16 protein-coding genes are annotated in these 16663 nt (G+C 66.4%); 4 read left to right on the plus strand and 12 right to left on the minus strand.

Going from position 1 to position 16663, the window contains the following annotated elements; genetic code table 11:
• Positions 1-12: 12 nt before the first annotated feature.
• From Q8814_RS11325 to Q8814_RS11380, 12 genes are all read right to left on the minus strand, one after another.
• Positions 13-606 (minus strand): twin-arginine translocation pathway signal, encoded by a 594-nt coding sequence (locus Q8814_RS11325; protein ID WP_330152113.1) that lies wholly within the window; start codon positions 604-606, stop codon positions 13-15.
• On the minus strand, positions 603-1178 hold the full coding sequence (locus tag Q8814_RS11330; protein WP_330152114.1) for a hypothetical protein: 576 nt from the start codon (positions 1176-1178) through the stop codon (positions 603-605). The genes Q8814_RS11325 and Q8814_RS11330 overlap by 4 nt, the downstream gene beginning before the upstream one ends.
• Positions 1178-2590, minus strand: coding sequence for an MlaD family protein (locus Q8814_RS11335; RefSeq protein WP_330152115.1), 1413 nt, complete (start codon positions 2588-2590; stop codon positions 1178-1180). Before Q8814_RS11335 ends, Q8814_RS11330 begins: the two co-directional genes overlap by 1 nt.
• The gene (locus Q8814_RS11340) at positions 2587-3837 is read right to left on the minus strand and encodes an MCE family protein (RefSeq protein ID WP_330152116.1); all 1251 of its coding nucleotides are present in this window, start codon (positions 3835-3837) and stop codon (positions 2587-2589) included. The genes Q8814_RS11335 and Q8814_RS11340 overlap by 4 nt, the downstream gene beginning before the upstream one ends.
• Positions 3834-5165, minus strand: coding sequence for an MCE family protein (locus tag Q8814_RS11345; RefSeq protein WP_330152117.1), 1332 nt, complete (start codon positions 5163-5165; stop codon positions 3834-3836). Before Q8814_RS11345 ends, Q8814_RS11340 begins: the two co-directional genes overlap by 4 nt.
• A complete protein-coding gene (locus Q8814_RS11350) occupies positions 5162-6220 on the minus strand; it encodes an MCE family protein (protein ID WP_330152118.1) in 1059 nt (352 codons plus the stop codon). The genes Q8814_RS11345 and Q8814_RS11350 overlap by 4 nt, the downstream gene beginning before the upstream one ends.
• Positions 6217-7236 carry an MCE family protein gene (locus tag Q8814_RS11355; protein ID WP_330152119.1) on the minus strand — a complete coding sequence of 340 codons (1020 nt, stop codon included), beginning with the start codon at positions 7234-7236 and terminating at the stop codon, positions 6217-6219. Before Q8814_RS11355 ends, Q8814_RS11350 begins: the two co-directional genes overlap by 4 nt.
• 2 nt (positions 7237-7238) lie before the next feature.
• Complete coding sequence (locus Q8814_RS11360; protein ID WP_330152120.1) at positions 7239-8417, minus strand: MCE family protein; 1179 nt, start codon at positions 8415-8417, stop codon at positions 7239-7241.
• A gap of 10 nt (positions 8418-8427) precedes the next feature.
• The gene (locus Q8814_RS11365) at positions 8428-9276 is read right to left on the minus strand and encodes an MlaE family ABC transporter permease (protein ID WP_330152121.1); all 849 of its coding nucleotides are present in this window, start codon (positions 9274-9276) and stop codon (positions 8428-8430) included.
• Positions 9277-9295: 19 nt separating this feature from the next.
• Positions 9296-10060 (minus strand): MlaE family ABC transporter permease, encoded by a 765-nt coding sequence (locus Q8814_RS11370; protein WP_330152129.1) that lies wholly within the window; start codon positions 10058-10060, stop codon positions 9296-9298.
• A gap of 413 nt (positions 10061-10473) precedes the next feature.
• Positions 10474-11391, minus strand: coding sequence for a 3-oxoacyl-ACP reductase (locus tag Q8814_RS11375; RefSeq protein WP_330152122.1), 918 nt, complete (start codon positions 11389-11391; stop codon positions 10474-10476).
• Positions 11392-11516: 125 nt separating this feature from the next.
• Positions 11517-11702 (minus strand): ferredoxin, encoded by a 186-nt coding sequence (locus tag Q8814_RS11380; protein ID WP_330152123.1) that lies wholly within the window; start codon positions 11700-11702, stop codon positions 11517-11519.
• A gap of 107 nt (positions 11703-11809) precedes the next feature.
• Between Q8814_RS11380 and Q8814_RS11385 the strand changes: the two genes are divergently transcribed.
• Genes Q8814_RS11385 through Q8814_RS11400 form a run of 4 tightly spaced genes read left to right on the plus strand, consistent with a single transcriptional unit; the run spans position 11810 to position 16611 of the window.
• A complete protein-coding gene (locus Q8814_RS11385) occupies positions 11810-12988 on the plus strand; it encodes an acyl-CoA dehydrogenase family protein (RefSeq protein ID WP_330152124.1) in 1179 nt (392 codons plus the stop codon).
• An 18-nt stretch (positions 12989-13006) separates the two neighbouring features.
• Positions 13007-14149, plus strand: a complete 1143-nt coding sequence (locus tag Q8814_RS11390; RefSeq protein ID WP_330152125.1) for an acyl-CoA dehydrogenase family protein — start codon at positions 13007-13009, stop codon at positions 14147-14149.
• Positions 14150-14168: 19 nt separating this feature from the next.
• A complete protein-coding gene (locus Q8814_RS11395; RefSeq protein WP_330152126.1) occupies positions 14169-15800 on the plus strand; it encodes a long-chain-fatty-acid--CoA ligase in 1632 nt (543 codons plus the stop codon).
• Between the two features lie 46 nt (positions 15801-15846).
• Positions 15847-16611, plus strand: coding sequence for an MlaE family ABC transporter permease (locus tag Q8814_RS11400; RefSeq protein WP_330152127.1), 765 nt, complete (start codon positions 15847-15849; stop codon positions 16609-16611).
• Positions 16612-16663 lie beyond the last annotated feature (52 nt).

Raw genomic sequence — 16663 nt, forward strand, 5'->3', positions numbered from 1 at the left:
GCAGCAGATCCGCTAGATCGGCGTCAGCCGGCTCACGAGCCACCGGTCGTCGTGCTTCTCGAGTTCGATACGCACCCGGCTTCCGCTGCTCACCGCCTCGGGATTCTCGGAACTGGTAGTGATCTGGTTCAGGAACAGCAGGGTCACCGCGCGATCGGTATCGGCCGACACCACCGACGACGCCTGCACGCTCACCTGCACGCTGATCGCCTTCTCCTTGGCGCCCGGCGCGATGATGTCGGCCATCAGATTCGTGTACTCGTCCCGGAAGTCGCCGGTGAGCCCTCCGGCAGCCGCCGCCGTCTGTTCGTCGACGGTCTCGTAGTTGTAGGCGAGCATGGCGACGGCCTGCTCTTCGGCGACGGCCCGTGCCTCTTGCCGCGCGGCCTCGGCCGCCGAGTCCTGCAACATGCCCCAGGCCAGCCATCCGACGAGGACGGCGAAGACCAGGGCGACGACGACCAGCGCGCGCGCGATCAGGGGAAGATGCGTGGCGCCCGGGCTACTCGTCCCGGTTGCAGGGTCCTCGATTGCAGGGCTCTCGACTGCAGAACTCTCGCTCGGCTGGACTGTCGTCACGTGATCGTCCTTCTCGTTGTCGCTCACGGCACGAACTCCACCTTGGAAGCCAGCAAACGGCCGTTCTCGTCGCAGATCGTCACCCGCAAACGGAAATCGCGGGGCTCGGGCTCGGGTTGGTCGGCGTTGCTCACCATCGCCCTCGACGCCACCAGCGACGCGGCGCACGTACCGTCCTCGGTCTGCAACCCGGCCTCGAGCACCTCACCGATCGTGGTGACACCGGCCTGCTGCACGACCTCGACGAACGGTCCTTCGCGCCCCTCGAACTCGGCCTTGAAATCGCCTGTCGCTCCGTCGAGGAGCCTCTGCACGTCGGCTTCGGCGTTGTCGGCGTGAATGGTGGTCAGGTTCAACACGGTCTGCCTCGCGGCCTGCACGAACGCTTCGCGGCGTTCGTCACGTTCGCTCGCGGACTGCCGGTCGAGCAACAGCCACGCCCCCGCCGCGACGAGCGCGACGACGAGCACCGATGCGACGGCGACGACCCTCCGGGGCCACACCGGAGCCGCGTCTTCGGGCCGGGGTTGTTCCGGGGCCGGAGTTTTCGTCAGGTCGACGGTTCCGGTGTCGGTCTTCTGGCCTTGGTCGTCCGTCATCAGCCCTGTTGCGCCTTCATGTAGGTTTCCAAGCTCTCTCCCCCGAGATCCGCATTTCGGTACACGGTGCCGTCGGGTCCAATGTACGTGCCGGTCCGGGGATCCACGCGGCGCGCGGTCACCCCTGCGGGAGCCGCATCGGCGGTGGAGGTGTTGTGCGATGCAGGGGTCGGCACGCTGTTCTCGCCGGCCACCGGCGTCGGGGGCCCCCGCCACGGATTGTCGATGTACCCGGGAACGTATCCGGTGCGGCACTGATCCGGAGTGGGAGCTCGACGACCCGGATACTCCATGCAGGGCAGGTTGCGCGCACCCCGCACCGCATTCGGGTCCGATTGCGGCAGTTGGCAGAACACGTCTCCCGGAGTGGGCACCATCGACGTGTCCGCCGGGCTCCGCCACTGCTCCGGAGGCACGAATCCGGCCAGGCACGGCGGCGGGTCGTGCAGCTGCAGATGGAAGTCCACCACCGCGCCGTCCTGCGGCGGGCCGCTGCCGGCCGCGGTGATGAGCGCGGTCGTCATCGGCGGATAGAGCACCAGAATCTGTTCGATCCCCGCGTTGTAGATGACGCCGACCTCACCCACACTGACGAGGTTGGCGAGCAGGAGCGGCAGCGTCGGGCGCAGGTCCTGCAGGAAGGTTTCCGCTTCCGCCGCGGCACCGGGACCCTTTTCCATGAGGGCCCGGAGGTCGGGGTCGCTGTCGCGCAACCGGTCGGTGAAGGTCACCATGTCGCGGGTCCAGGACCGGATCGCGTCGCTGGTCACGACCTGGGTGTCGAGCAGCGGTCCGATCTGATCGATCAGTTGCCGCGTCTCGTCACTGTTCGCGGACGCCTCCTGCACGAAAAGACGGGTGGAGTCGATGAGTCGCTGCAGCTCCGGACCGGATCCGTTGAACGCGTTGAATGCTTCGTCGACGACGGTCTGCAGCCGGGTGTCGCTGATGCTTGCCAGCAGGAGGTCCGCCTGATCCAGGAGCGCACCGACCTCCTGCGGGACGGTCGTACGGTCGGACGGGACGACATCGCCGTCGGCCAAGTATTCACCGCTCGAATTGTTTTCGGCGGGAACGAGATCGACGTATTGCTCGCCGACCGCCGACACACTGCGGACGTTCGCACCGACATCGGAGGGAATCTTGTAGTCGCTGTCGATCGACAGGATCGCGTCGACTCCCGTCGGCGAGAGCTTCACGGCCTTCACCGTGCCGACGGTGGTACCCCGGTATGTGACATTGCCGTGTGGGTAGAGGCCGCCGGTGGACGGCAATTCGACTGTGACCGTGTAGCGACCGATGCCGAGCAGTTCCGGTACGCGCACGTACTGCAGCGACATCACGACCAAGCCGATCACGGTCAGCACGGCAAAGATCGCTAGCTGGATGCGGACGAACTTCGAGAGCATCATGGCGCGGGAACCCCCAGGGGCAGACCGGGAATGGTGATCTCACCGATTCCGGGGATACTGAGGGTGCCCCCCGGGCCGGTGTCCTGCGGTGGAGGTGGCGGAGCGAGTGGAGCCTGGAACGGGTCCACGGCCTGAGCCGCCAGACCGGCGTCGCGGCCGAGAATCCCTTCGGGTCCCGCGAGACGGCCGGCGAGGGGTGTGCCCGACAGGAAGTTCAGGTCGAGGCGGTCGAGCGTGAGATCGATCGTCATCGCGAGGTTGGCGTAGTCGCCACGAATGACATTATTGATCCCGTTCTGCGGGAACGGGTAGGTGAGAAGCACACCCAGCACCTCGGTCAGCGAACTTCCGGAGTCGGCGAGGGCTCGCAGTGTCGGCGCGAGCGCCTCCAGATTGGTGTCGAGGTCCTCCCCGCTGTTCTCCACCACACGACTCGCGACGGTACTCAGCTCACCCAGCGACGTCATCGCCGCCGTGAGACTTTCTCGTTGGTCGACGAGCACTTCGAGCGCCGGGGGCAGTTCTTCCAGTGCCCGCACCAGGGTGTCGTTCTGGTTGTTCACCGTCCAGGCCAGCCGATCCATCCCCTCCATCGCCGAAACGATGTCCCCGCGCTGTTCGTCGAGGGTGGAGACGAGTTCGTTCAGGCGCGGAAGGAGGTTCCGGAACGAATCCTCGCGGCCGACCAGCGCCGCGTTGAGTTCGGTGGTGATGTCGTTGATCTGGGCGAGACCACCACCGTTGAGCACGACCGACAACGACGACAACGTCTGCTCCGTGGTCGGATACGCACCGGCGCGCTCGATCGGGATGATGTCGCCGGCTTCGAGTCGGCCCTCCGGCGGTACGTCGGTCGGCGGTGCCAGTTCGAGATGCTGCGAGCCGAGCAGGCTCGTCTGGCCGATACGGGCGGTCGCGTTCGCGGGCAGCAGGACGTCCTCCTCGAGCGCCACCGTCACCAGCGCCTGCCAGTTCTCGACCTCGATCTTCGCGATCGAGCCGACCGTGACGTCGTCGATCCGCACCGGTGAGTTCTGCGTGAGGGTAGTGACATTCGGCATGCGGATCTGAATCTGATACGCGCCTTCTCCGCGACCCGCGGTGCCCGGCATGGGGATCGAATTGAGCCCGTTCCATTCGCATCCGGTCAGTGTCGCGGCGGCGACCACTGTGGTCACCGCGGCCACGAACCGCTGGGCAGTGAAGCGTCGGGCGGTCGATCGCCCGGTACCCGGTCGGCCGGTCATCGTCCTCCTCCCGGTTGCAGCAGCGAACCGAGGTCGCTCGGCATTTCGACGGCGGGCAGGCCCGACAGCAGCCCGTCGAGCGGGGTCGGTGCCGGTGCGGGTGCCTCCGGCGCGGTGCCGCGGCCGGCCGCGGCAGATTCGAGCCACGGTTCGCTGTACTGGATCTGGCCGGGGAAGGCCTGCACCCCGGCCAGCGGATTCGCCATGAACGGCAGGTAGTTGGCGGACATCGAGGCGAGAACGGGGCCGAGTTGCTGACGGCACAGTTCCTCGCTGCGTTCGGACGTGGCGTTGGCGGCTGCCGCCACCGACCCGCACATCCACTCCACCGGGTTGGCCATGTTGCTGATCGCGAGGGCGCCGGTGAGCGAGCCCTGCGCCGGCTTGTAGATGTTGTAGAAGTTCGCGAGCGATGTGGGGCCGGAATGCAGCACCCGCTCGATCTCGGGACGCTTGCGGGCGAGCACCTCGGTGGCGTCGGCGAGCCGCTGCACCGATTCGGTGAGACCGGCGCGGTTGTCCTGCACGAACCGCTGTACGTCGCCCACCGCCACGTTCAGATCCGTCAGCGATACCCCGAGCTGATCCGAGCTCGCGGCCAGCACATCGGACACCGACGCGAGACGACCACCGAACTGCACGATCTGTTCGTTGCTCGACGACAGCACCGAGACGAACGTCTGCAGATTGCGGACCGTCGAGAAGAGGTCGGTGCGGCCCTCCGACAGCGTGCTCATGGTCTCGGACAACTCTCTCAGGGCTGCACGAATCGTCTCACCGTTGCCATCGAGGTTCTCGGCTCCGGTGTCGATGAAGCGCCCGAGGGATCCCTGCGGATCGAGTTCCTCGGGACCGAGCGCCTCCGACAGCCGCATGAGTTCGGTCTTGATCTGGTCCCATTCGACCGGGGACGCGGTGCGCTCCACGGGAATGGTCGCGCCCTCGGCAAATTCGGGCCCTCCGGCGTAGACGGGCGTCAGTTGCACAAACCGTGCCGACACCAGGCTCTGCGCAACGATGACCGCCTTGGCGTCGGCCGGGACCTTCACCGAGTCGTCGACCTTCATGGTCACGCGCACGAGGTCGTCGCCGGGTTCGATGTCGGAGATCCTTCCGACCGACACTCCCAGCACCCGCACGTCGTCGCCCTCGTACAGGCCGCTGGTGGAGACGAATTGGGAGTATACGGTCCGCTTGCCCCAGTCGGGCAGCACGAACAGGACGACGGCGGCGACGAGCGCCACGATCACCACCCCGGCGACGACGGGGAGCAACCACTTCGGCCGGCTGCGGGACGTGCTCTGCGCACCCACGGTTTCGGTACTCATTCGCCATCCCTCGTGATCGACGGCGGTTCCTTCGGAATGATGTCCTGCAGGTCCTGCGGGAGCAGGTCGGGTGCCAGCTGGCTGTCGACGAGCGCCTTCCACCAGGGGGCGGGCAGGACGTTGGAGACGTAGGCGTTGAAGAACGGGCCGCTCGCCACCGATTCGCCGAGCGCGCTGATGTAGGGGCCGAGGCCGTCGAGCGCGCCGGCGATGTTCTCCTTGTTCGCCTGCAGGTTCGCGGTGACGGCGTTCAGCTTCTCGAGTGTGGGCGCCATCTGGGCCTGGTTGTCCTGCACGACGCCGGTCAGCTGCCGCGACACGGAGGAGATGTTGGCGATGAGCTCCGTGATGGCGTCGCGACGCAGACTCAACTCACCGAACAGGGAATTGGCGTCGACGAGCAGCGCGTTCACCTGGTCGCTCCGCTCGGCCAGGATGCCGGTCACCGATTCGGCCCGTTCGAGCAGTTGCAGCAGTGATTCGTCGCGGGAGTTGATCGACTGTGACAGCCGGGTCATCCCCTCCAGCGCCCCGCGGATTTCCGGTGGGGTGTCCTGCAGCGAACCGGACAGCGCGTCGAGGGACTCGTTGATCTGATCGGTGTCGAGGTCGGACACGGTGGTGGTGAGGTCGCCGAGCGCATCGGTCAGTGAATACGGCGAGTTGGTGCGGTCGACCGTGATCACCGATCCGGGTCGCATGACCCCGGTCCCGTCCGGCCGCACGGCGAGGGACTTGCGGCCCAGCACGGTGTTGGTCTTGATGTCGGCGCCGGTCGCGTCGCCGAGTGCGATACCGTCCCGGATCCGGAAGGTCACGAGCACAAGCTGGTTGTCGAGCCGGACGTCGGTGACGTCGCCGACGTTCACCCCGGAGATCATCACGTCGTCGCCGGGGACGAGACCACCGGCATCGGAGAACTGCGCGGAGTAGGTCGGGCCGCCGGAGATGAACTGCAGTTGGTCGTACTGGAGTCCGGCCAGCACGAGGGCCGTCGACACTGCCAGACCGACGATGCCGATCTGGACGTGGTTGGGTTCGCGGGATGAACTCATTCGATCTTCGCGCACCTTCCCGTCTCGTGGTTGGCGGACGTGTAGCGGATCGTGGTGCCGTCCGGCCCCGAGAACTTGAAGGTGTTGGCGCACAGGAAGAACTGGAAGAAGTTTCCGTACGCACCGACGCGGATGAGCTTGCGGTAATCCGACGGGAGCCGCTCGAGGGTGCGGTTGATGTCGTCCTTGCCGAGGTCGAGTTGGGTCATGGTGCGGTTGGTCTCGGCGATCACCGACTGCAGATCGGGCCGGCTGTTCTGCAGGAGCGACGTGAGATCGGCGGTGCCGGACGCGATCTGCGGGATGGCGTTGCCGATGGGGTCGCGGTCTGCGGACAAGCCGCTGACGAGCGTCTGTAGTTCGTCGATGGTGTCGGTGAACTGCCGGTCGTGTTCGTCGATGGTGCCGAGGACGGCGTTGAGGTTGTCGATGACGTCACCGATCAGTTTGTCGCGGTCGGCGAGGGAGTTGGTGAACGAGTTGGTGTTTCCGAGCAGCTGCACGAGCGTGTCGCCCTGGCCCTGGAACACCTGGAGCAGCGCCCCGGACAGGTCGTTGACCTGTTTCGCGTCGAGCCCCTGCAGGAGCGGCTTGAACCCGCCGAGCAGCAGATCGAGGTCGAGCGCCGGTTCGGTCTGTTCGAGCGGGATGGTCCCGCCGGGTGCGAGTGCTGCTGCGTTGCCCGGCCCCTCGAGAAGTTCGAGGTACCGGTCGCCCACGAGGTTTTCGTAGCGAACGGTCGCGCGAGTGCTGGTGAGCAGCGTGTACTTCGAATCGACGTCGAACTCCACTTCCGCGTGGTTGTCGTCGCCGATGTCGACGCCGCCGACCGAGCCGACGGGAACACCCGCGATCCGGACCTTGTCTCCCGACTTCAGGCCCGACACGTCGGTGAACGTCGCGTGGTATCCCTCGCTGCCGGTGAATCGTGCCTGGCTGAAGACGACGGCGAGCCCCGCGAACACCAGAACCATGGTGACGGTGAAAATCAGGAACTTGATCGTGGTGTCTCTCATGATCACTGCCCTGCCACGAGCTTGTCGCCGAACAGGAATCCGAAGATCGTCGGATACCGGATCCAGGCCTCCGTCGCCGGCTGGAACGGGGTCGTCGCGGTGTCGGTCACGATGAAGGGTGCCGGCCCGTCACGTCGCGGATCGAAGTTCGGCATGCCGTGACAGTTCGGGCCGCCGCTCGCGCCCACCACCGGCAGGTCCTGCTCGTGGTTGTAGGGCGTGGCTCCACCCATGAAGCTGGTGCTCAGGGTCAGTGCCGCATACTCGCCGGTGCCCGCCATCGGTTCGAACGCCACGCGGGCATCGTTGAGGCCGACGATGAAACACGTCAGTTCCGGCGAGTACTCGCCGAGCAACGTCGTGGTGTGGGTCAGGTGATCGAGCGCGGTGGTGAGCTGGTTCTCGTTCTCTCCGAGCACGTCCCGTCCTGTGTTCGCGAGACCGGTCAGGTTCATCAAGAGCAGGTCGAGTTGTTGTTGTTCGTCGACGATGGTGTTGCCTACATCGGTCGCGTTGGAAATGGTGTCCATGAGATCGGGGGCGGTGTCGGCGTAGACCTCGGTGACATCCGCGGCAGCCTGCAGGTCGTATCTCAGTTGCGGCAGCGACGGATTCATCGTCGCGAGATACTCGTCGGCTTCGGCGACGGTGGCACCGAGTTCGTCGCCGCGCCCGCGCAACGCCTCCGAGAGCGCGCCGAGGGTGGCGTTGAGCTTCTCGGGCTGGATCTGGGCGAGTACGTCGGAGAGGTGCTCGAAGACGGTATTGAATTCGACGGTGACACTGTCGGCCGCGATCACCGCGCCCTCACGCAGCGGCACCGGGGAGGGATCTTCCGGGACGATGAGGTTGACGAACTTGGCCCCGAACACGGTGGTCGACTCGATCGACACCCGGGCGTTGGACGGAATCATGTGCAGCTGACCCGGTTGCATCGCCAGCTGCAGCACTGCCCCGGCCGGGGAGTGGTCGATGGACGAGACTCGTCCGACTTCGACGCCACGGAGCTTGACCTTGGCGTCGGGTTCCATGACCAGACCCGAACGCGAGGCGGTCACCGTCACGGGCGTGGTGGTGGTGAATCCCCCGGCGAACATGATCAGGGCGAGGGCGACGATCAGTGCGAGGCCACCGACCATCCCGAAGGCGGCAAGCTTCTTCTTCCACGATGCAGTCTCCATGCGCGGCGCCCTATCCCGACAGGTTGAAGTTGCCGGTCGCGCCGTAGACGGCGAGCGAGATGAGCAGGGTGACGGTGACGACCGCGATGAGCGAGGCGCGTACCGCGTTGCCGACGGCGACGCCCACACCGACGGGGCCGCCGCCGGCGTTGAATCCGTAGTAGGTGTGGATGAGCATCACCGCGACGGCCATGAAGATGGCCTGCACGAACGACCACAGGATGTCCGTGGGAATGAGGAATGTCGTGAAGTAGTGGTCGTACACGCCCGCGGACTGGCCGTAGAGCACGACGGTGGCGAAGCGACTGGCGATGAACGACGCGATCACGGCCAGCGAGTACAGCGGCACGATCGCGATCATGCCGGCCATGACGCGCGTGGACACCAGGTACGGGATCGAGGGGATGGCCATGGTTTCGAGAGCGTCGATCTCCTCGGACACCCGCATCGCACCGAGTTGCGCGGTCGATCCGGCACCGATGGTCGCCGCGAGCCCGATACCTGCGATGGTCGGGGCGGCGATACGGACATTGATGAACGCGGCGAAGAATCCGGTGAGAGCTTCGACGCCGATGTTGCCCAGTGAGCTGAAGCCCTGAACGGCGATGATGCCGCCGGTGAACAGGGTCAGGAAGCCGACGATGACGACGGTTCCACCGATGACCGCGAGCGCGCCGGTGCCCATGCTGATCTCGGCGACCAGCCGGATCGTCTCCTTCGGGTAGTGCATCACCGCCCGCGGCACGGCACCGAGCGCCCTGGCGAAGAACAGCGCCTGCTCGCCCACCCGGTCGATCGAACCCGAGGCACGCGCGGCGCGTCGCCGGGTACGGAGGAATCTCGCCGAGACCACTACCATGTGTTCCCCTCCACGCCTCTCATCCGGCGGTCAACTTGATGCCGACGGCGGTGACGAGCAGGTTCACCACGAACAACGCCATGAAGGCGAAGACGACGGTCTGGTTGACGGCATCGCCGACGCTCTTGGCGCCGCCCTTGACGTTCAGTCCGAGATAGGCCGCCACGAGCCCGGCGATCATGCCGAACAGGCCGGCCTTGATCTGGGAGATCATGAGTTCTCCGAAACCGGTGAGAAGTGTGATGCCGTTGACGAACGCCCCGGGATTCACGTCCTGCAGGAAGACCGAGAACGCGAAGCCGCCGAGAATGCCGATGGTGCATACGAGGCCGTTGAGCAGCAGAGCCACCACGGTCGACGCGAGCACTCGCGGTACGACGAGACGGTGGATGGGGTTGATTCCGAGGACCCGCATCGCGTCGATCTCTTCACGGATGGTGCGTGCGGCGAGATCCGCACAGATAGCGGTCGCGCCGGCCCCCGCGACGATGAGCACGGTCACCATGGGGCCCACCTGGGTGACGGCGCCGAGTGCGGCACCGGCGCCGCTGAGGTCGGCGGCTCCGATTTCCCGCAGCAGAATGTTCAGTGTGAAGCTCACCAGAACGGTGAACGGTATCGCCACGAGAATCGTGGGCAAGAGGGAGACCCGTGCGACGAACCAAGCCTGGTCCACGAACTCACGTCGTTGGAAGGGCCTGGAGAACAGGGCCCGCGCGGTTTCGCCGGTCATGGCGAAGAGGCCGCCCACGGCCCGCAGTGGGACCTCGAAGAGGTCTACCAACACTCCCCCTTCGCTTGTCGGTTCGTTGCTCGGCAATCCGTGGGCGGGCAGCCCACGAATCGATCTTCCTTGTGACCCGCGTCATATTAACTAGAACGTGTTCACCCTGTCAAAGGTGGTGTTCCCGGCCGGTTGCGAAGTCGCCTCACGGTTGGCCGAGCACCATCTTCACAGCTCGATCCAATCACGCATAAGATGGTTTACGCTGCGGTTTTGGCGACACGGCTCCGCCTGCTCGAATTCGGAGCGAGGCGCCCCGGGCCGAATGTCCCACGCACGGACCGAGCAGAAAAACTAGAACAGGTAATAGAAACTTTCCGTAGGCCTGCAACCTGCCGGATGGCGTGAGAGTACCGGAATCCAGAGTATCTGTCACCCGAAGTAGCACAAACCGACCCGGCAGGTCGCCCCACTCAGAGCTTCAGAGCCTCGACCGCCGCAAATGTCTTGGCGGGATCCCGGTCGGCGAAGTAGCCGCCGAGCCGGCTCGCGAGCGCGTCCGGAGTCCACTGATCGACGGCGTCGAAACGCTCCTCGACGACGGGCGCGGCCATCAGCGCGACCATCGGTCCGTACACGATGAAGACCTGGCCGTTGACCCGGTCGGCCGCCGGGGAGGCCAGGAACGCCACCAGATTCGCGACGTGCTCGGGCGAAAGCGGATCGACCCCTCCGTCCGGTGCCGCGCCGAAAACCGATTCGGTCATGGCGGTGCGTGCACGGGGGCAGATCGCATTCGCACGCACCCCGTACCGGTCGAGCCCCCGGGCCGCCGACAGAGTGAGCGCGGTGATGCCGGCTTTCGCAGCGCCGTAGTTGGCCTGCCCGACCGGACCGAGCAGACCCGCCTCCGACGAGGTGTTGATGATCCGGCCGTACACGGGCCCACCCGCGTCCTTCGACTTACCCCGCCAGTAGGCGGCCGCGTTGCGACACAGCAGGAAATGCCCGCGAAGGTGTACTGCGATGACCGTGTCCCACTCCTCGTCGGACATGTTGGGCAGCATTCGGTCCCGCGCGATACCCGCGTTGTTGACAACGATGTCGAGACGGCCGAAGCGGTCCTGCGCCGCCGTGAGCAGCGCATCGGCGGTTGCCCGTTCGGCAATGCTGCCAGGAACGAACTCGACATCGGCCCCGAGCGCGCGGATCTCGGCGAGAGTGGCCTCCACGGCGTCGTTCGCCGCGAGATCGTTGACGATCACCGACGCTCCGCCGCGAGCCAGGCCCAGCGCCTCGGCCTTTCCGAGACCGGCGCCGGCACCCGTCACCACGGCAACTCTGCCTTCGAGCGAGGTGTTCCCAGCCTCGTTGTCCACCCCAGAACTCATTCACGCACTCCTCGGGAATTCGGGCCGGCCCTGAGGCCGCGTACAGATGGCCGCTCCGGAGACCCGGAGCCGCACCGAAATGTAGAACTTGTTCCTATTGCCGACAAGGGTCCCGGCCCGGCCGGTCACGCTTCGCTGAGCGCGGCCCGGGGGCACTGGGCCACCGCGCGGCGTACATCTTCTTCACGGCCCTCCGGAACCGGATGAGTGACGATCAGTTCGTCGTCATCGTTGAGTTCGAAGACATCCGGCGCGATTCCTACGCACACACCGTTGGCTTCGCAGCGGTCGAAGTCGACCTTGACATCCATGCTCGGACCTCGCTTCATATTCGCACCGACCGTTGAAAGAAGGCTAGAACGCGTTCCAGTTTTGTGCAATGATCCTAGTCGATTCCGCATCGACGAATGGAGCATTCGTGGACATCACCTATACCCCGCAGCAGCAACAGTTGCGCGAGGAATTGCGTGCGTACTTCGCGGATCTCATGACAAGCGAACGGCGTGAAGCGCTCGCCGCGACGACCGGCGAATACGGCGCCGGCAACGTCTACCGTGATGTCGTCCAGCAGATGGGTAAGGACGGACGGCTCACGCTCGGCTGGCCCGAGGAGTACGGCGGCCAGAACCGCTCCGCGATGGACCAGTTGATCTTCACCGACGAAGCGGCGATCGCCGGTGCACCGGTGCCGTTCCTGACCATCGACTCGGTCGCACCGACGATCATGCATTACGGAACGGACGCGCAGAAGGAGTTCTTCCTCCCGCGGATCTCGGCCGGCGAACTGCACTTCTCCATCGGTTACTCGGAGCCGGGCGCCGGGACCGATCTCGCCTCACTGCGCACGACCGCGGTCCGCGACGGCGACGAATGGGTGATCAACGGCCAGAAGATGTGGACGAGCCTGATCGCCTACGCCGACTACGTGTGGCTCGCGGTCCGCACCGATCCGAATGCCAAGAAGCACAAGGGCATCAGCATCCTCATCGTGCCCACCGATGCCGAGGGCTTCTCCTACACACCGGTGCACACCATGGCCGGCCCCGACACCAGCGCCACCTACTACCAGGACGTCCGGGTCCCGGCGTCCGCCCTGGTCGGGGAGGAGAACGGCGGCTGGGCGCTCATCACCAACCAGCTCAATCACGAACGTGTCGCGCTGACGTCGGCCGGCCCGGTCCTGACCGCTCTGGCCGAGGTGCGCCGCTGGGCCCAGCAGACCCACCTGCCGGACGGGCGGCGCGTCGTCGATCAGGAATGGGTGCAGGTCAACCTCGCACGTGTCCACGCCAAGGCCGAATACCTCAAACTCATGAACTGGGACATCGCATCGGCCACGGGTCGACTCGGGCCGGAGGCCGCGTCGGCGAACAAAGTGTTCGGCACGGAGTTCGCCACCGAGGCCTATCGTCTGCTCATGGAGATTCTCGGTCCGGCCGCCACCGTGCGGCAGAACTCCGCCGGCGCGCTGCTGCGCGGTCGCATCGAACGGATGCACCGCAGCTCGCTGATCCTCACGTTCGGCGGAGGCACCAACGAGGTCCAGCGCGACATCATCGCCATGACCGCCCTCGGACAGCCCCCGGCCAAGCGCTAGCGGAAGGATTCCCGACCCGTGGACTTCACCCTGACCGAGGCGCAGCAGGATCTCGCCGGCCTCACCCGCAGTATCGTCACCGACATCGTCACCAACGAGCACCTGCGTGCCCTCGACGCAACCGACGATCGCATCGACCACGTCCTGTGGGATGCCCTCGCGTCCTCCGGAGTTCTCGGTGCCGCGTTGCCCGAGCCGGTCGGGGGCGACGGCTACGGCCCGCTGGAACAGGCGAGCATCCTCCTCGAGCTCGGACGCGGCGTCGCCGCCATCCCCTACCTCACCTCTATCGCGGTATCCGCCTCCGCGATAGCCGAATTCGGTACCGACGCGCAGCGCTCCGCGTGGGGTGAACCCGCGGCCGCCGGTGAGAAGATCCTCACCGCGGCACTGGCCGAAGAGTTGAACGACGACCCGACGGCACCGACGACCCGCGCGCGAACCGTCGGCGATCGTCGGGTACTCGACGGCGTGAAGATCATGGTCGACACGGCTCCCGCTGCCGACGGGTTCCTGGTTCCGGCCGCGACCGGCGACGGCGTCTCGGTCTTCCTCGTGTGCGCCGACGATCCGGGCGTCCGCATCACCCGGCAGCACACCACCGACCACGGCAGCTACGGCATTCTCACACTGGAGGGCGTCGAACTCGGTTCCGACCGCGTGCTCGGCACAGAGAACGCGGCCGGCACGGGAGGTGCCGGGGCTGCGCCGGTGGCGGCCTGGTTGCGCGACCGCATGCTGCTCGGCTCGGCTGCCTACCAGTGCGGCGTGCTCGAACGCGCTGTCGAACTCACCGCGCAGTACGCGCGCGAGCGCCTCCAGTTCGACCGTCCCATCGGCAGTTACCAGGCCGTCGCCCAGCGTCTGGCCGACGCCTACATCGACGTCAAGGCCGTACGGCTGACGCTGTGGCAGGCGGCATTCCGAATCTCTCGGGGTGATTCCCACACGCAGGAACTCCGCTCCGCCGCGTTCTGGGCGGCCGACGCCGGGCACCGCGTCGCGCACACGGCGGTGCACGTGCACGGCGGCGTCGGACTGGACGAGGACCACCCGGTGCACCGGTACTTCCTCGCGGCCAAGCAACACGAGTTCCTGATGGGGTCGGCGACCACCCAACTGCGCGCTCTCGGTCGCGAACTCGCCGACACACCGGCATGACCGGCAGGAGGACCACCGCATGACATCGCCTCCGACCGTCACCGCACTGCTCGACCGGCTCGCCGAAATCGACGATCGCGGACTACATTTCGAGGATGTCCGCGTGTCCTGGCGCGAGCACGTCCGGTTGTCCCACGACCGGGCCGCGCTGCTGCGGGAACTGCTGGAGCCCACCGCTCCGCCGCACTTCGGCGTGCTGATGGACAACGTGCCGGAGTTTTCGCTGCTGCTCGGCGCGGCCGCGTTCTCGGGATCGGTCGTGGTGGGCCTGAACACGACCCGCCGCGGCGAGGCGCTGGCCCGCGACATCGCGCTCGCCGACTGCCAGGTGGTCTTCACCGAACGCACCCACGCCGACCTGCTCGAAGGACTCGATCTGGGCGGCGTGCGGGTGATCGAGGTCGATTCCGCCGAGTGGCCCGCCCTGTTGGCACCGCACACCGGGTCCGTCCCGGTCGTGGCCGACACGCGCCCCGACGACCTGTTCATGCTCATCTTCACATCCGGCACGAGCGGTGACCCGAAGGCGGTGCGATGCACGCACGGCAAGATCACCGGCCCGGGCCGGATGCTCGCCGACCGGTTCGGACTCGGCCCCGACGACGTGGTGTACCTGTCGATGCCGATGTTCCATTCGAACGCGATGATGGCCGGGTGGGGGGTCGCACTCGCCGCGATGAGCAGCGTCGCACTGCGCCGCAAGTTCTCCGCCTCGGGTTTCCTGCCCGATCTGCGCAAGTTCGGGGTCACGTACGCGAACTACGTGGGCAAACCGCTGTCGTACATCGTCGCGACCCCGGAAGCACCCGACGACGGCGACAATCCGCTGCGCATCATGTACGGCAACGAAGGCACGGCTCCCGCGGTCGCCGAGTTCACCCGTCGTTTCGATGCGGTCGTCGTCGACGGGTTCGGATCCACCGAAGGCGGGGTGGCGATCTCCGCGACACCCGGTGCTCCTCCCGGCGCTCTCGGTCGCCTGCCCGACGGTATCGACATCCTCGACCCGGAGACCGGGCGCCCGTGCCCACCTGCGGTATTCGACTCGGACGGCCGGATCGTCAATGCCGACGAAGCCACCGGCGAACTGGTCAATGTCAACGGTGCCGGGCTGTTCAGCGGCTATTACAACAACCCGGAGGCCGACGCGGAACGGGTGCGCGACGGCAAGTATTACAGCGGCGACCTCGGGTATCGCGATGCCGACGGTTTCGTGTACTTCGCGGGTCGCAGTTCGGGGTGGATGCGTGTCGACGGCGAGAACATCGGTGCCGCGCCGATAGAACGAGTCCTGTTGCGCTACCCCGGGTTCGCGCAGGTGTCCGTGTACGGCGTGCCCGACCGCCACGTCGGGGATCGGGTGATGGCCGCGGTCATCCCCACGGCCGCGCAGGCGTTCGATCCCGTAGGATTCGCCGAATTCCTCGATGCGCAGGCAGATCTGGGTCCGAAGCAACTGACCACGCTGATCCGGGTCTGCGAGTCCTTCCCCCGGACGGCGACGTTCAAGATCCTCACGCGGTCGCTGTCGGCCGAACGCTGGAATTGCAGCGATCCGGTGTGGATACGCGAACGGGGAGACCGTGAATTTCTTTTGTCGACACCGGAACTGACCCAGAAGTTGGAACCTGCCACGAGCGGCGTCCGGTAACGATATCGTCGGCGTACGCGTCGATCCGTGGGGAAGCGGAGGGTCTATGGCATCGGTTCCACGCGACACCGCGCATGCCCTCGGGAGCTTCTATTCCCTGTCGCTCGATGCCTTCACGAGCCTGTTCCGCGCCCGGTTCCAGTGGCGTGAGTTCCTCACCCAGTTCTGGTTCATCGCCCGGGTGTCGCTGGTACCCACGATCCTGATGTCGATACCGTTCACCGTCCTGGTGGTGTTCACACTCAATTCGCTGCTGCTCGAGATCGGCGCGGGCGACCTCAGCGGTGCCGGCGCCGGACTCGGCGCGATCACCCAGATCGGTCCACTCGTCACGGTGCTGGTGGTGGCCGGTGCGGGCGCGACCGCCATCGCCGCGGACCTCGGCTCCCGCACGATCCGCGACGAGATCGCCGCACTCGAAGTACTGGGCATCGACCCCGCCGCACGGCTGGTGCTGCCACGGGCACTGGCATCCACCGCCGTCGCCGTCACCCTCAACGGCGCGGTCTGCGCGATCGGCCTGACCGGCGGCTTCGTGTTCTCCGTGACGCTGCAGAACATCGATCCCGGTGCGTACGCCGCCGGAGTCACCCTGCTCGTCGGTCCGGGCGAACTCCTGCTGTCGGAACTCAAGGCCGCCGTGTTCGGGCTGCTCGCCGGCCTGATCGCCTGCCACCGGGGACTGTCGGTCAAGGGTGGGCCCAAGAGTGTCGGGGAAGCCGTCAACGAAACCGTGGTCTTCGCGTTCGTGGCCCTGTTCCTGGCCAACATGCTGCTCACCTCGATCGGGATCGCGGTGATGGGACGTTGAGCCTCGTCGGGGTCGCCGGCGGGCGCACCGCCCATGCCGCGCGCCGCGCGGG

Source organism: Rhodococcus chondri (assembly GCF_036327435.1).
Classification (GTDB): Bacteria; Actinomycetota; Actinomycetes; order Mycobacteriales; family Mycobacteriaceae; genus Rhodococcus; species Rhodococcus chondri.

What these genes read in the sequence shown, in the direction of transcription:
- Q8814_RS11375 (WP_330152122.1), bottom strand. Translation starts at nt 11,391, where the DNA reads ATGAGTTCTGGGGTGGACAACGAGGCTGGGAACACCTCGCTCGAAGGC.
- Q8814_RS11360 (WP_330152120.1), bottom strand. Translation starts at nt 8,417, where the DNA reads ATGGAGACTGCATCGTGGAAGAAGAAGCTTGCCGCCTTCGGGATGGTC.
- Q8814_RS11340 (WP_330152116.1), bottom strand. Translation starts at nt 3,837, where the DNA reads ATGACCGGCCGACCGGGTACCGGGCGATCGACCGCCCGACGCTTCACT.
- Q8814_RS11365 (WP_330152121.1), bottom strand. Translation starts at nt 9,276, where the DNA reads ATGGTAGTGGTCTCGGCGAGATTCCTCCGTACCCGGCGACGCGCCGCG.
- Q8814_RS11330 (WP_330152114.1), bottom strand. Translation starts at nt 1,178, where the DNA reads ATGACGGACGACCAAGGCCAGAAGACCGACACCGGAACCGTCGACCTG.
- Q8814_RS11380 (WP_330152123.1), bottom strand. Translation starts at nt 11,702, where the DNA reads ATGGATGTCAAGGTCGACTTCGACCGCTGCGAAGCCAACGGTGTGTGC.
- Q8814_RS11335 (WP_330152115.1), bottom strand. Translation starts at nt 2,590, where the DNA reads ATGATGCTCTCGAAGTTCGTCCGCATCCAGCTAGCGATCTTTGCCGTG.
- Q8814_RS11345 (WP_330152117.1), bottom strand. Translation starts at nt 5,165, where the DNA reads ATGAGTACCGAAACCGTGGGTGCGCAGAGCACGTCCCGCAGCCGGCCG.
- Q8814_RS11400 (WP_330152127.1), top strand. Translation starts at nt 15,847, where the DNA reads ATGGCATCGGTTCCACGCGACACCGCGCATGCCCTCGGGAGCTTCTAT.
- Q8814_RS11350 (WP_330152118.1), bottom strand. Translation starts at nt 6,220, where the DNA reads ATGAGTTCATCCCGCGAACCCAACCACGTCCAGATCGGCATCGTCGGT.
- Q8814_RS11355 (WP_330152119.1), bottom strand. Translation starts at nt 7,236, where the DNA reads ATGAGAGACACCACGATCAAGTTCCTGATTTTCACCGTCACCATGGTT.
- Q8814_RS11395 (WP_330152126.1), top strand. Translation starts at nt 14,169, where the DNA reads ATGACATCGCCTCCGACCGTCACCGCACTGCTCGACCGGCTCGCCGAA.